14 protein-coding genes are annotated in these 14,834 nt (G+C 43.8%); all 14 read left to right on the forward strand.

Features of this window, described 5'->3' with window-relative positions; genetic code table 11:
• Window positions 1-8: 8 nt before the first annotated feature.
• The 14 genes from D8793_RS04765 to D8793_RS04835 all read left to right on the forward strand — a co-directional run bounded on the left by D8793_RS04765 (window position 9) and on the right by D8793_RS04835 (window position 14,499).
• The gene (locus D8793_RS04765; RefSeq protein WP_015605195.1) at window positions 9-368 is read left to right on the forward strand and encodes a YbaN family protein; all 360 of its coding nucleotides are present in this window, start codon (window positions 9-11) and stop codon (window positions 366-368) included.
• A gap of 145 nt (window positions 369-513) precedes the next feature.
• Window positions 514-1,203, forward strand: a complete 690-nt coding sequence (gene rnc, locus D8793_RS04770; protein WP_045501072.1) for a ribonuclease III — start codon at window positions 514-516, stop codon at window positions 1,201-1,203.
• Window positions 1,203-4,739, forward strand: coding sequence for a chromosome segregation protein SMC (smc, locus tag D8793_RS04775; RefSeq protein WP_125370974.1), 3,537 nt, complete (start codon window positions 1,203-1,205; stop codon window positions 4,737-4,739). The genes rnc and smc overlap by 1 nt, the downstream gene beginning before the upstream one ends.
• A 1-nt stretch (window position 4,740) precedes the next feature.
• Complete coding sequence (locus D8793_RS04780; protein WP_125370975.1) at window positions 4,741-5,535, forward strand: Cof-type HAD-IIB family hydrolase; 795 nt, start codon at window positions 4,741-4,743, stop codon at window positions 5,533-5,535.
• Window positions 5,535-6,353 carry a Cof-type HAD-IIB family hydrolase gene (locus tag D8793_RS04785; protein WP_125370976.1) on the forward strand — a complete coding sequence of 273 codons (819 nt, stop codon included), beginning with the start codon at window positions 5,535-5,537 and terminating at the stop codon, window positions 6,351-6,353. Before D8793_RS04780 ends, D8793_RS04785 begins: the two co-directional genes overlap by 1 nt.
• 3 nt (window positions 6,354-6,356) lie before the next feature.
• Complete coding sequence (ftsY, locus tag D8793_RS04790; RefSeq protein ID WP_125370977.1) at window positions 6,357-7,883, forward strand: signal recognition particle-docking protein FtsY; 1,527 nt, start codon at window positions 6,357-6,359, stop codon at window positions 7,881-7,883.
• A gap of 156 nt (window positions 7,884-8,039) precedes the next feature.
• Window positions 8,040-8,669, forward strand: coding sequence for a uracil phosphoribosyltransferase (gene upp / locus D8793_RS04800; protein WP_015605186.1), 630 nt, complete (start codon window positions 8,040-8,042; stop codon window positions 8,667-8,669).
• A 170-nt stretch (window positions 8,670-8,839) separates the two neighbouring features.
• Window positions 8,840-9,430 carry an ATP-dependent Clp protease proteolytic subunit gene (locus D8793_RS04805; RefSeq protein WP_015605185.1) on the forward strand — a complete coding sequence of 197 codons (591 nt, stop codon included), beginning with the start codon at window positions 8,840-8,842 and terminating at the stop codon, window positions 9,428-9,430.
• 87 nt (window positions 9,431-9,517) lie between these two features.
• Window positions 9,518-9,787 carry a DUF2129 domain-containing protein gene (locus D8793_RS04810; protein ID WP_061911464.1) on the forward strand — a complete coding sequence of 90 codons (270 nt, stop codon included), beginning with the start codon at window positions 9,518-9,520 and terminating at the stop codon, window positions 9,785-9,787.
• A gap of 99 nt (window positions 9,788-9,886) precedes the next feature.
• Window positions 9,887-11,047 carry an ABC transporter substrate-binding protein gene (locus D8793_RS04815; protein WP_125370979.1) on the forward strand — a complete coding sequence of 387 codons (1,161 nt, stop codon included), beginning with the start codon at window positions 9,887-9,889 and terminating at the stop codon, window positions 11,045-11,047.
• A gap of 139 nt (window positions 11,048-11,186) precedes the next feature.
• Window positions 11,187-12,068: a branched-chain amino acid ABC transporter permease gene (locus tag D8793_RS04820; protein ID WP_125370980.1), complete on the forward strand. Its 882-nt coding sequence runs from the start codon at window positions 11,187-11,189 to the stop codon at window positions 12,066-12,068.
• Between the two features lie 3 nt (window positions 12,069-12,071).
• A complete protein-coding gene (locus D8793_RS04825; protein WP_125370981.1) occupies window positions 12,072-13,025 on the forward strand; it encodes a branched-chain amino acid ABC transporter permease in 954 nt (317 codons plus the stop codon).
• A complete protein-coding gene (locus tag D8793_RS04830; RefSeq protein WP_005589509.1) occupies window positions 13,025-13,789 on the forward strand; it encodes an ABC transporter ATP-binding protein in 765 nt (254 codons plus the stop codon). Before D8793_RS04825 ends, D8793_RS04830 begins: the two co-directional genes overlap by 1 nt.
• Complete coding sequence (locus D8793_RS04835; RefSeq protein ID WP_125370982.1) at window positions 13,789-14,499, forward strand: ABC transporter ATP-binding protein; 711 nt, start codon at window positions 13,789-13,791, stop codon at window positions 14,497-14,499. Before D8793_RS04830 ends, D8793_RS04835 begins: the two co-directional genes overlap by 1 nt.
• The last annotated feature ends 335 nt before the right edge of the window (window positions 14,500-14,834 follow it).

A 14,834-nucleotide genomic window follows, 5' to 3' on the forward strand; every position in this document is an offset into this window, starting at 1 on the left:
GAAACCAAATGCGCTTGATTTATTTTGTGATTGCCTGTCTATCTTTAGCTCTAGGAGTGCTGGGGATTTTTCTGCCCCTTCTTCCTACGACTCCTTTTTTACTTTTGTCTATTGCTTGCTTTTCGCGCAGTTCCAAGCGGATTGAGAATTGGCTTTATCACACCAAGCTATATCAGACCTATGTTGCAGATTTTCGGGAGACAGGTTCGATTGCTAAGGAGCGCAAGAAAAAGATTATTGTGTCCATCTATATCTTGATGGGAATTTCTATTGCGTTAGCTCCGATAATTTGGGTGAAAATTTTCTTGTTCGCCCTGACAATCTTTATTACCTATTATCTTTTCAAGGTCATCCCAGATAAGGAATAGACCGGGAAATACGCTAAGAAGGCAAGTAAACAAGTGCGTTGGCACTTGTTTTTTGGTATAATGGTAGATAGTTCACAAAGAACATCATTTTAGAAAGGATGGATTGGACTCATGCTCTGCCTTGGCTTAGCATGAAAAAGAAATTATGGAACAATTAAAAGATGCACTGCTGGAGCAGTTTGGACTGGTGTTTGAAGACAGTAGTCTGCTAGAGACCGCTTTTACTCATACCAGCTATGCCAATGAGCACCGCCTCTTAAAAATTTCACACAATGAACGCCTGGAATTTTTAGGAGACGCTGTTCTGCAGCTGATTATTTCTGAGTATTTATATAAAAAATACCCCAAAAAACCAGAAGGAGATTTGTCAAAACTACGCTCTATGATTGTCCGAGAGGAGAGTTTGGCTGGCTTTGCACGGGACTGTCAGTTTGACCAATTTATCAAGCTGGGTCGCGGTGAGGAAAAGTCAGGAGGCCGCAATCGCGATACGATTCTGGGTGACTTATTTGAGGCCTTTTTGGGTGCCCTTCTTTTGGATAAGGATGTGGAGACTGTCAAGGATTTTATTTATCAAGTCATGATTCCCAAGGTGGAAGCAGGTGACTTTGAGCAGGTGACAGACTATAAGACCAAGCTGCAAGAACTCCTTCAGGTTAATGGCGATGTGGAGATTGTCTATCAGGTTACAGATGAGACGGGACCAGCCCATGCTAAGAACTTTGCTGTGGCTGTGTTGATCAATGGTCAAAAAGCAGGTCAGGGACAAGGCCGTTCTAAGAAATTGGCTGAGCAGGAAGCTGCCAAGGATGCATTTGAAAAGGAAAGTCACTAATGTTTTTAAAGGAAATTGAAATTCAGGGCTTCAAGTCATTTGCAGACAAGACAAAGGTGGTTTTTGACCAAGGGGTGACTGCTGTTGTTGGTCCCAATGGCTCAGGAAAGTCCAACATTACGGAGAGCCTGCGCTGGGCTCTGGGTGAGTCGAGCGTTAAGAGTCTGCGGGGCGGTAAGATGCCCGATGTCATCTTTGCAGGGACGGAGAACCGCAAGCCCCTCAACTATGCATCGGTCGTTGTGGTTTTGGATAATCAGGACCAGTTTATCAAGCAAGCAGGTAAGGAAATTCGTGTCGAGCGCCATATCTACCGCAGTGGTGATAGCGAGTACAAGATTGACGGCAAAAAGGTCCGTCTCCGCGATGTCCATGACCTTTTCATGGATACAGGGCTGGGACGGGATTCTTTCTCCATCATTTCCCAAGGGAAGGTAGAGGAAATCTTTAACAGCAAACCAGAAGAGCGTCGGGCTATTTTTGAAGAAGCGGCTGGAGTGCTCAAATATAAGACCCGCCGCAAGGAAACGGAAAGCAAGCTGGCGCAGACTCAAGACAATCTTGATCGCTTGGAAGACATTATCTACGAGCTGGATAGTCAAGTCAAGCCACTGGAAAAGCAGGCTGAGACGGCCAAGCGCTTTTTAGAACTGGATCATGAGCGTCAGGAACTCTATTTAGATGTCTTGGTGGCTCAGATTAAGGCGAATAAAACTGATTTGACGGCGGCAGAAGCTGATTTGGAGAGTATCAAGCAGGAACTAGCGGCCTATTATACGAAACGGGATGAATTGGAGCGTGAAAACCAAGAGATTAAGGTTAAACGTCAGGAAGTGAATCAAAAACTGTCTGACGATCAGACCAGTCTTTTAGAGTTGACGCGTTTGATCAGTGATTTGGAACGCCAGATAGACTTAGCTAAGTTGGAATCGAGTCAGGCGGCTAGCAGCCGTTTGGAAAATGAAGAACGCTTGGCTGGACTGAGAGAAAAAAGCCAGCAGTTGACGGCTGATATTTCCTCCAAGGAAGCTCATCTGGCTGATTTAGCAGTCCAGTTGACTGAAAATCAAGAGGCCATGAGCCAGTTGGAAGCAGAGTTGGCGGACTTTTCAGATGACCCAGATCAGCTGATTGAAAATCTGCGGGATCGTTACGTCAAGCTCATGCAAGAAGAAGCGGACTTGTCCAATGACTTGACCTCGCTCGAAAATCGACTGGAGAATGAGCGTAGCCAAGCTGCCAGCAAACAGGCAGAGTTTAGCAAACTGCAGGCTGATTTAAAAGCTGGTCGGGCAGAAGAAGCGGCTCGACAGGCAGAATTAGAAGAAGCTCAGACTGCCCTCAGAGCCTTGCTAGATCAGTATCAGGAGCAGCAGGGGCAGGTCGAGAAGTTGGCGACTGCTTATCAAAATGAGCAGACCAGCATGTTTGCCCTGCTGGATGATTTGAAAAATAAAAAAGCTCGTGCAGCCAGTTTAGAAGCTATCCTTAAAAATCACAGCAATTTTTATGCAGGTGTAAAAAGCGTTCTGCAGGAGGCTGATCGTCTGGGTGGTATTGTCGGGGCAGTCAGCGAGAAATTGAGCTTCGATCCTCATTACCAGACTGCTTTGGAAATTGCGCTGGGGGCAAGCAGCCAGCATATCATCGTTGAGGACGAGGGGGCAGCGACCAGAGCCATTGATTTTCTTAAGAAAAATCGGGCTGGTCGGGCTACTTTCCTGCCTCTGACGACCATTAAGACTCGTCAACTCCCCGAGCAAAATCAATCTCGAATTGAGGCCAGCCCGGGCTTCCTAGGTTTGGCTTCAGAGCTGGTGACCTATGAGCCAGGTTTGGACAATATTTTCCAAAACCTGCTGGGAACAACCGCAATCTTTGATACGATTGAGCATGCGCGTGCAGCTGCTCGTCAGGTTCGTTACCAAGTCAGAATTGTAACGCTGGACGGAACGGAACTGCGCACAGGCGGCTCTTACGCCGGAGGAGCCAATCGTAATAATAACACAATCTTTATCAAGCCTGAACTGGACAGCCTGCTTGGAGAAATGGAGCAGCAGTCCCAGAAGCTGAAAGCTCAGGAGCGGCAAGTCGAAAGCTTGCAGTCTCAGCTATCAGAGGCCAAGCAAGCCTTGGAAGCTATCAAGTCTGAGGGTGAGCAAGCCCGCTTGACGGAGCAAAGAGTCAAGTTGGCCTACGAACAGGTTGCGGAGCGGGTTGCAGAACTCAGCCAGCTGGAACAATTGCAGGAGCAAGATTTGGCTAGCCAGTCTGAGTCTGGAGGACTGGCTGAAAAGAAAAAATTGGAAGAGCGGCTGTCGGCTATTGAGACTGCAAAAACAGGCATTACTGCAGAAATTGAGCAGGTCAAGTCTAATAAAAACGCTGTTCAGGATCGCTTCGATCAGCTATCGGCTAACTTGTCTGAACTGAAATTGAAGAGCACGGAGCTGACTTCTAGCCAGCGCTTTGAGAAGAATGATTTGTCGCGTTTGCTAGAGGAGAAGGCTGCTCTGGACAAGGAAGTCGCTACTTTGCAGCTTTTGATAGAGCAAAAAGAAGAAGCGGTCAGCCAGAAGGTGGATATTTCCGTCTTGGAAGAACAGCTAAAGACTGCCCAAGAGAAAAAGACAGACTTGGATCAGAACCTCATCCGACTCAAATTTGAGCTGGATGACTTAGAGGGGCAGTCTGAGGATATTCTAGGGCATTTAGACCAAGCACGTCAGCAAAATGAAAGTTTGATTCGCCGTCAGGCCAAGGCAGAGGCAGAAAAAGAGAAATTTTCAGATGTCTTGCGTCGTCTGCTGACCAATCTGACAGATAATTACCAGATCAGCTTTGAAGAGGCTGATCAAAGAGCGCGTTCTTTGGAGAATCTTGCAGCTGCGGAAGCTCAAGTCAAAGACTTAGAAAAGGCTATTCGTGCTTTGGGACCGGTCAATTTGGATGCAGTAGAGCAGTTTGAAGAAGTCAGCAACCGACTGAATTTCCTCAATAGTCAGCGGGACGATGTCCTCTCGGCCAAAAATCTTCTCTTGGAAACCATTGAAGAGATGAATGACGAGGTCAAGGAACGTTTCCAAACAACCTTTGAAGCCATTCGTGAAAGTTTCAAGCTGACCTTTAGCCAGATGTTTGGCGGCGGTTCAGCTGATCTCATCTTGACAGAAGGCGACCTGCTGACAGCTGGAGTAGAGATTTCAGTTCAGCCTCCAGGCAAGAAAATCCAATCCCTCAATCTCATGAGCGGTGGAGAAAAAGCCCTATCAGCCTTGGCCCTTCTCTTCTCTATCATCCGCGTCAAGACTATTCCTTTTGTCATCTTGGATGAAGTTGAGGCAGCTCTGGATGAGGCTAATGTTAAGCGCTTTGGAGATTATCTCAACCGCTTTGACAAAGAAAGCCAGTTTATCGTTGTGACCCACCGCAAGGGAACTATGTCTGCAGCAGACTCTATCTATGGAGTGACCATGCAGGAGTCAGGAGTTTCCAAGATTGTGTCGGTCAAGTTAAAAGATTTAGAAAGTTTATAGTATGAGCATAAAATTAGTAGCAACAGATATGGACGGTACTTTTTTAGATGACAAGGGCCAGTTTGATATGGAACGGCTCAAGCACCTGCTAGCTCAGTTTCGAGAAAAGGGCATCTACTTTGCTGTTGCCAGCGGTCGAGGAATTCTTTCTCTTGAAAAGCTCTTTCATGAAGTTCGAGATGATATCATCTTTATCGCGGAAAATGGCAGTCTTGTAGAGTTCCAAGGAAAAGAGCTATACGAAGCAACCATGCCAAGAGAATTTTATCTTAAGGTATTTGACAAACTCAAGGAGTCGCCCTTTGTCAATATCAATGAGTTGCTCCTGACAGGGAAAAAAGGCTGTTATGTCCTAGATACAGTAGATCCGACCTATCTTTCTTTCAGCGCTAATTATAATGAAAATATCCAAAAGGTTGCTGATTTTAGTGAGATTACAGACGAGATTTTCAAATTCACGACCAATTTCAGCGAAGAAACAGTGGCCGACGGCGAAGCCTGGGTCAATGAAAATGTCGCAGGTGTCAAGGCGATGACAACAGGCTATAAGTCGATTGATATTGTGCTGGACTATGTGGATAAAGGTGTGGCTCTTGTCGAGCTGGCTAAGAAGCTAGGCCTAGAGATGGATCAGGTCATGGCTTTTGGTGATAACCTCAATGACCTACATATGATGCAGGTGGTGGGGCACCCGATTGCACCGGAAAATGCGCGGCCGGAAATTTTGGCAGTTGCGAAAGAAGTGATTGGCCACCATGCGGCCCAATCTGTTATGACTTACATGGAGGGCTTGTAATGGCTGATATTAAATTGATTGCTTTAGATTTGGATGGGACGCTTTTGACCACGGATAAAAAGATTTCTGAAGGGAATCTGGCAGCGCTCAAAGCGGCTCAACAGCAGGGTGTCAAAGTTGTATTGACCACAGGGCGTCCACTTAAGGCTATGGAATTTTTCCTGCATGAACTGGGCACCGATGGTCAGGTAGATGAATACACCATTACCTTTAATGGTGGTCTGGTTCAGCGCAATACAGGCGAAATTTTGGATAAAACAGTTTTTGCCTACGATGATGTAGCTAGAATTTATGAAGAGACTGAGAAATTGGGTCTGCCTCTGGATGCGATTGATGGTGGCTTGGTTTATCAGATTCAATCAGACCAAGCATCGCTCTATGCGGAGTTTAATCCGGCTCTGAACTTTGAATCCATTGCCTTTGAGGATCTTTCTAGCCAGATTACCTACAATAAATGCGTTACAGCCTTTGCTCAGGAACCCTTGGATGCAGCCATTCCTCACATTTCGCCAGAACTTTTTGATCAGTATGAGATTTTCAAATCACGGGAAATGCTGCTGGAATGGTCACCGAAAAATGTCCACAAGGCGACTGGTTTGGAGAAACTGATTGCCCACTTGGGAATTGATAAAAGCCAAGTTATGGCTTGCGGTGACGAAGCCAATGATTTGTCAATGATTGCTTGGGCTGGTATGGGCGTTGCCATGCAAAATGCCGTGCCAGAAGTCAAGGAAGTCGCAGAAGTTGTCACTCCGATGACCAATGATGAAGATGCAGTTGCTTGGGCAATTCGGAAATATGTATTGAAGGAGAACTAAAGAATGGGATTATTTGACCGTCTTTTTGGACGTAAAAAAGAGGAACTTGAAGAAAAGCCCCAGTTAGATGAACAGGCAGAGGAGAGTTATCAGACTACAGAGATTGAAGTTCCATCTGAGACAGACTTCCAGCCCCTTGCTGCTTCTAGTGAAGAAACAGCGGAAACTCCGGTAGTAGAATCTGTGCCAGAAGAGAATACAGAGCCTGCAGTTTCAGCAATTTCTGAGCAGGAATTGGCCCCAACTAGCCAGCAAGCTGACTTATCTCAACCAGTGCCTGAAGATCAGGAAAGTCCTGAGCAAGTTTTGGCTGAGGCAGAAGAGCAGTCTGAAACTTCAGCAAATCAAGCTTTGGAAAGTAGTAGCGAATCAGAAGCGGCGACCGAAAGCAGAGATTATTACCAAGAATTGCAGGAGCGTTTGGCTGCAGCGAGAGAGCAAATTAACCACGAATCAGAGCAAGAAGTATCTAGTGAGCAGGAAGCAAGCACTTCCTCACAAGTAGACTCGACCGAGCATGAAGAAGAGGCGACGGAAGAGCTGGCTCAAGTAGAGAGTGGGACTCCCAGAGAAACAGCTGAAAGTTCTAATGAATACCAAGAAGAGAGTGTCCAAGACAAGTATGACCGCAGTCTCAAAAAGACGCGGACTGGCTTTGGTGCTCGCCTCAATGCCTTCTTTGCTAATTTCCGCTCAGTAGACGAAGATTTCTTTGAAGACTTGGAAGAATTGCTGATTACCAGTGATGTCGGTGTGCAGGTAGCTTCCAATCTAACTGAGGACTTGCGCTATGAAGCTCGTCTGGAAAATGCTAAGAAACCAGAAGCCTTGCGCCAACTCATCATTGAAAAATTGGTCGATATCTATGAGAAAGACGGCCGTTTCAATGAAAAAATCAATCTGCAAAAAGACTTGACCGTCATGCTATTCGTCGGTGTAAATGGAGTAGGGAAGACGACCTCAATAGGCAAATTGGCCTATAAATACAAGCAAGAAGGTAAAAAAGTGATGCTGGTGGCAGCAGATACCTTTCGGGCTGGAGCCGTTGCCCAGTTGGCTGAGTGGGGGCGTCGAGTAGACGTGCCTGTCGTGACTGGTCCAGAAAAGAGCGATCCAGCCAGTGTCGTGTTTGACGGTTTAGAAAGAGCCAAGGCTGAAAATGTCGATATTCTCATGATTGACACGGCTGGTCGCCTGCAAAATAAAGACAATCTCATGGCAGAGCTGGAAAAAATCGGTCGTATTATCAAGCGGGTAGATCCAGCAGCGCCGCACGAAACCTTTCTAGCTTTGGATGCCTCTACGGGTCAAAATGCGCTGGTTCAGGCCAAGGAATTTTCAAAAATTACGCCTGTGACAGGTATTGTCCTGACTAAGATTGACGGAACTGCGCGCGGTGGTGTTGTTCTTGCCATTCGTCAGGAATTGGATGTTCCAGTGAAACTGATTGGTTTTGGCGAGAAAATTGACGATATCGGCGAGTTTAATTCTGAGAACTTTATGAGAGGCCTCTTAGAAGGTTTGGTGTAATAGTCTATCTGATGGTGATTTGATAAAGCCTAAATTGAAATCAAACTCTTCTATCAAAAAGTAACTAAAATGGATGAAAAGGTTTGCTTGTTGCAAGCCTTTTTTCTTCTTTTTTGATATAATAAGAAGAATAAAATGAAAGAAGGAAATCCAATCATGGGAAAACTTGAAGTTATCGCTCATCCGCTCATTCAGCATAAATTGTCTATCTTGCGTCGTACAGATACCTCTACTAAAGCTTTTCGTGAATTAGTAGATGAAATCGCAATGCTGATGGGATACGAAGTTTTGCGCGATTTACCACTTGAAGATGTAGAAATTGAAACACCAATTACGAAAACAGTTCAAAAGCAGATTGCAGGGAAAAAATTGGCTATTGTCCCAATCTTGCGGGCTGGTATCGGTATGGTGGATGGTCTCCTGAGCTTGGTTCCTGCTGCTAAAGTCGGCCACATCGGAATGTACCGTGATGAAGAAACCCTGAAGCCCGTTGAATATTTGGTGAAATTGCCAGAAGACATTGATCAACGTCAAATCTTTGTTGTCGATCCAATGTTGGCTACAGGTGGTTCTGCTATCTTGGCTGTGGATTCTCTGAAGAAACGTGGCGCAAGCAACATCACCTTTGTCTGCTTAGTGTCTGCTCCCGAAGGTGTCAAAGCCTTGCAGGATGCTCATCCTGATGTTGATATTTTCACCGCTGCCCTTGATGATCATCTTAATGAACATGGCTACATCGTTCCAGGTCTCGGAGATGCTGGTGACCGCCTCTTTGGTACAAAATAATAGCTAGAAGTTACAAAAAGGAAAGTTCTGCCAAACCGGTGGATTTGTGCTTTCTAAACCAAAGATAATCTCAGCGCTGCTTTCTGTCATCCGACAGAAAAGCAAATATTTGACCTTTTTTGACCAAAAAGATATAATAATGAATAGATCGAATGAAGGAGAAAATATTCATGATTCCTGTAGTTATTGAACAAACCAGTCGTGGTGAGCGTTCTTATGACATTTACTCACGCCTTTTAAAAGACCGTATTATCATGCTGACAGGTCCTGTTGAGGACAATATGGCTAATTCTGTTATTGCGCAATTGCTTTTCCTAGATGCACAAGACAGCACCAAGGACATCTATCTTTATGTTAATACTCCGGGTGGCTCTGTGTCAGCGGGATTGGCGATTGTGGATACCATGAACTTCATCAAGTCTGATGTGCAGACAATTGTCATGGGAATGGCAGCCAGCATGGGAACCATCATTGCATCTAGCGGAGCTAAAGGCAAACGTTTCATGCTTCCAAATGCAGAGTATATGATCCACCAGCCAATGGGTGGTACTGGTGGCGGTACTCAACAAACAGATATGGCTATTGCAGCAGAGCATTTGCTCAAGACTCGTAAGACCTTGGAACAAATTCTTGCTGATAATTCTGGTAAATCGGTTGAGCAAATTCACGCAGATGCTGAACGTGATTACTGGATGAGTGCCCAAGAAACTTTAGAATATGGTTTCATCGATGAAATCATGGCTAATAATAATCTTAGCTAGTTTTCATTTATAACTACGAAAAAATGCCCCATTTGCGGGCTTTTTTTGATATAATCAATAGAGTACAAATGACCAGAAAGGATTGTCATGTTTAAAAAAGAGGAACGAATGGGCTTTATCATTCATCTATACTATAATCGAGATGCAAAGAAGCTGGCTCATGTTGGAGATATTATTTATCATTCTAAAAAACACCGTTATTTGCAGCTTTATGTGGCAAAAGATCAGGCAGATTCTCTGAAGGAGAGCCTGTCAAAAGAGTCCTATATCAAAAAAATCCAGACTTGCGAGATCCAAAATTTGGATACGGATTTTGTTGGAAGTTTATTTAGAAACCAAGAAAACGCTATTATTTAAAAAAATGGCTTGTTTGGGTTGACAATTGTCAGATAATTCGGTATATTCTTACTATATCATTTGCAAACATAGCAAAAAACAAAATAGAGGAGATTATTCATGAAGAAAAAATTTGCACTTTCGCTTGTAGCTTTTGCTAGTGCTGCGCTTCTAGCAGCCTGTGGGGAAGTTTCTACAAACAACTCATCTGCTACTGGAACAGAAATCGGTAAAACACTTAAGTTCGGTTTCAACTTTGAAGAAACTGGAGCTGTAGCAGCTTACGGTACTGCAGAACAACACGGTGCTCAACTTGCTGTTGATGAAATCAACGCAGCTGGTGGTGTAGACGGCAAGAAAATCGAAGTAACTGATAAAGACAACAAATCAGAAACTGCAGAAGCCGCAACTATTACTACAAGCTTGGTAACTCAAGACAAAGTGAATACAATCATTGGTCCTGCAACTTCAGGTGCCGTAGCTGCCGCAATTGCAAATGCTGGTAAAGCAGGCGTTCCTTTGGTAACACCAAGTGCAACACAAGATGATTTGACAAATAAACAAGATTATTTGTATCGTGCAACCTTTACTGATGGTTACCAAGGTAAAATCATTTCTAAATATGTAACTGATACTTTGAAAGCTAAAAAAGTTGTTCTCTACTATGATAATTCAAGTGATTATGCAAAAGGAATGGCAGAAGCTTTCAAGAAAGAATACAAGGGTGAAATCGTTGCGACAGAAACTTTCGCTTCTGGTGACTCAGACTTCCAAGCTGCTTTGACAAAAATCAAAGGTAAAGACTTTGATGCACTGATTGTGCCAGGTTATTACACAGAAGCTGGTAAGTTGGTGAACCAAGCGCGTGGTTTGGGAATTAACCAAACAATCGTTGGACCTGATGGATTTAGCGATGCCAAGTTCGTTGAGCAAGCAACTCCAGCAGCAGCAACTAATGTTTATTATGTATCTGGTTTCTCAACTTCAGGTGACATGACAGATAAAGCGAAGAAATTCGTTGCAGCTTACAAAGCTAAATATAACGAAGAACCTTCAATGTTTGCAGCCCTTTCATATGACGCAGTTTATATGGCAGCAGAAGCATCTAAGGGTGCAAAAACATCTGTAGATATTAAATATAACCTTGCTAAGTTAAAAGACTTTGAAGGAGTTACTGGATCTATTACCATCGATAAAGATCACAATCCTGTGAAGACAGCCTTGATGATTGGTTTGAAAGATGGTAAAGTAGAAACTGTTGAAACAGTTAAACCTGAATAAAGGGTCTGAGGCTGGGGACAAACCCAGTCTTTGACTTGTTTCTTACTTGCTTATGATGTTTGAGTAGAGACGGCAAGACAAGGCTTCGTCTGAGATTGTTGTTTCTGCTCTTATTTTATATTAGAAAGAGTGGTGTGGAATGCTCGAACAATTTCTTCAGCAATTGGCTAATGGATTGATTTTGGGGAGTGTTTATGCGCTTCTGGCCTTGGGTTATACCATGGTTTATGGAATTATCAAACTGATTAATTTCGCGCATGGAGACATTTATATGATTGGTGCTTTTATGGGATATTACCTGATTAACACCCTTCACCTAAACTTCTTTGTAGCCCTTATTTTATCTATGGTTGGAACAGCGATCCTTGGTGTAGTGATTGAGTTCTTAGCCTATCGTCCTTTGCGCAATTCAACGCGGATTGCAGCTTTAATCACAGCAATTGGGGTTTCTTTCCTCTTGGAGTACGGGATGGTCTTCTTTGTAGGTGCCAATACTCGTTCCTTCCCTCAAGTGATTAAAACAGTGCGTTATACGCTTGGGCCAATTTCGATTTCCAATATTCAACTGATGATTTTAGGAATTTCTATTTTACTCATGGTTGGTTTGCAGTTTATTGTGCAAAAGACGAAAATGGGTAAAGCCATGCGGGCTGTTTCCGTGGATAGCGATGCTGCCCAGCTGATGGGGATTAATGTCAATCGTACGATCAGTTTTACTTTTGCCTTGGGTTCAGCCTTGGCAGGAGCAGCAGGGGTACTGATTGCTCTTTACTACAACTCACTTGAGCCACTGATGGGAATGACACCAGGTATCAAGTCCTTCGTTGCGGCAGTTTTGGGAGGAATTGGTATCATCCCAGGGGCAGCTTTGGGTGGTTTTGTAATCGGTCTCTTGGAAACTTTTGCAACAGCAGTTGAACTGTCAGATTTCCGTGATGCGATTGTGTATGCGATCTTAATTATCATTCTATTGGTTCGCCCAGCTGGTATTCTAGGTAAAAATGTGAAAGAGAAGGTGTAATGTATGAAAAATAATTTAAAAGTAAATGCGTTATGGCTTGCTCTGATCCTCTTTGGCTATCTATTGATGACAGTGCTTGCTAACACAGGTATTCTCAATCCTTTCTATCTGCAAATCTTTGAGCAGATTGGGATTAATATTATCTTGGCTGTTGGCCTCAATCTTATCGTTGGTTTTTCTGGGCAATTCTCGCTTGGGCATGCTGGCTTTATGGCCATTGGTGCCTATGCAGTAGCTATTATGGGCTCTAAATCTCCAAACTATGCTACTTTCTTTATTGCTATGTTGGTTGGCGCTATGATTGCAGGTGCAGTAGCTCTGCTTGTTGGTATCCCGACCCTGCGCTTAAAGGGAGACTATTTGGCAATTGCGACGCTGGGTGTTTCTGAAATTATCCGGATTCTGATTGTCAATGGAGGTGACTTGACTAATGGTGCGGCAGGTATCCTATCCATTCCTAACTTTACCTCTTGGCAGTTGGTTTATGTCTTTGTCGTAATTACAACTATTTTGACTCTTAACTTCCTCCGCAGTCCTATCGGACGTAGCACCTTGTCTGTTCGCGAGGACGAGATTGCGGCAGAGTCTGTCGGTGTCAATACAACAAAAATTAAAGTCATTGCTTTCGTTTTTGGGGCTATTACAGCTTCTATTGCAGGTTCTTTGCAGGCTGGATTTGTTGGCTCTGTTGTACCAAAAGACTATTCCTTTATCAATACAATCAATGTCTTGATTATCGTTGTTTTTGGTGGTCTTGGATCAATGACTGGAGCAATCGTTGCGGCAGTAGTATTGGGTATTCTCAATATGCTTTTACAAGATATCTCAAGCGTTCGGATGATTGTTTATTCGCTTGCCCTAATCTTGGTGATGATTTTCCGTCCAGGCGGCTTGCTTGGTACTTGGGAATTTAGCTTGGCTAAGCTCTTTAAAAAGAATAAGGAGGTCAAAGAATAATGGCACTTCTTGATGTGAAAAAATTAACCAAAAATTTTGGAGGACTAACAGCTGTTAGTGACGTGACTCTGGAATTGAACGAAGGGGAACTGGTCGGTCTTATCGGGCCTAACGGTGCTGGAAAAACAACTCTTTTCAACCTTTTGACAGGTGTTTATGAACCGAGTGAGGGAACGGTTACTTTGGATGGCCATTTGCTGAATGGCAAAACACCTTACAAAATTGCAACTCTGGGTCTCAGCCGGACTTTCCAAAATATCCGCCTTTTTAAAGATTTGACTGTGTTGGACAATGTATTGATTGCTTTCGGTAATCATCATAAACCTCATGTGTTGGCTTCTTTCTTCCGTCTTCCAGCATTTTATAAAAATGAAGAGGAATTGAAAGCAAAAGCTCTGGAATTGCTGGCTATTTTTGACTTGGATAAGGAAGCAGAAACCTTGGCTAAAAATTTGGCTTATGGTCAACAGCGTCGTCTGGAGATTGTCCGAGCGCTTGCCACAGAGCCAAAGATTCTCTTCTTGGATGAGCCAGCTGCTGGGATGAATCCACAGGAAACAGCTGAGCTGACTGCTCTGATCCGTCGGATTAAAAATGAATTTAACATTACCATCATGCTGATTGAGCATGATATGAGTCTGGTTATGGAAGTAACTGAGCGCATCTACGTACTAGAATACGGTCGCTTGATTGCCCACGGCACACCAGATGAGATTAAGAATGACAAACGCGTTATTGAAGCTTATCTAGGAGGTGAAGCCTAATGTCCATGCTCAAAGTTGAAAATCTATCTGTCCACTATGGCATGATTCAGGCTGTCCGTGATGTCAGCTTTGAAGTCAACGAAGGAGAGGTTGTTTCCCTTATCGGTGCCAATGGTGCTGGTAAAACGACCATCCTCCGCACGATCTCTGGTTTGGTTCGCCCAAGTGCTGGGAAGATTGAATTTTTAGGTAATGAAATTCAAAAAGTGCCTGCTCAAAAGATTGTGGCTGCGGGGCTTTCACAGGTTCCAGAAGGGCGCCATATTTTCCCAGGTTTGACTGTCTTGGAAAACCTGGAAATGGGAGCTTTTCTTAAGAAAAATCGTGAAGAAAACCAAGCAAATCTCAAAAAGGTCTTCTCTCGTTTCCCACGCTTGGAAGAGCGTAAAAACCAAGATGCTGCAACTCTTTCAGGTGGTGAGCAGCAGATGTTGGCTATGGGTCGAGCGCTCATGTCTACTCCTAAGCTCTTGCTCTTGGATGAGCCATCAATGGGGCTGGCGCCGATTTTCATTCAAGAAATCTTTGATATCATTCAAGATATCCAAAAGCAGGGGACAACTGTGCTTTTGATTGAGCAAAATGCCAATAAAGCATTGTCTATCGCAGACCGTGGTTATGTTCTTGAAACTGGAAAAATCGTTCTGTCCGGAACAGGCCAAGAACTTCTTACTTCTGACGAAGTCCGCAAAGCATATCTAGGTGGCTAAAAATGTCTGGGAGACATTTTTAGGTTGTTGATAGAAAGTTACGGTAGTAACTTAACATTTTGAAAAGGTCCAGTGAACCTTTTTAAGTTACAGATAAAGAAAATAGAGTTTTCGTCAAGATCTGGGAGATTGTTTCAGGTTGCAGATGGGAACTCGCGGCAGCGAGTTTTCGCTTATTAAGGTCCAATGGACCTTTTTTGTTTTCAAGATAAATTTATTTGTTTGGATAAGCCGATAGCCGTTTTTGGTTACAACCAAAGAGTTGCATTGGAAACTGTACGTTTTTTAAAATTCGCTGGGCCCTTTTTAGATGAGGCTAGAGTTTCGTGGTATAG

Source organism: Streptococcus cristatus (assembly GCF_003943465.1).
GTDB classification, from domain to species: Bacteria; Bacillota; Bacilli; order Lactobacillales; family Streptococcaceae; genus Streptococcus; species Streptococcus cristatus_C.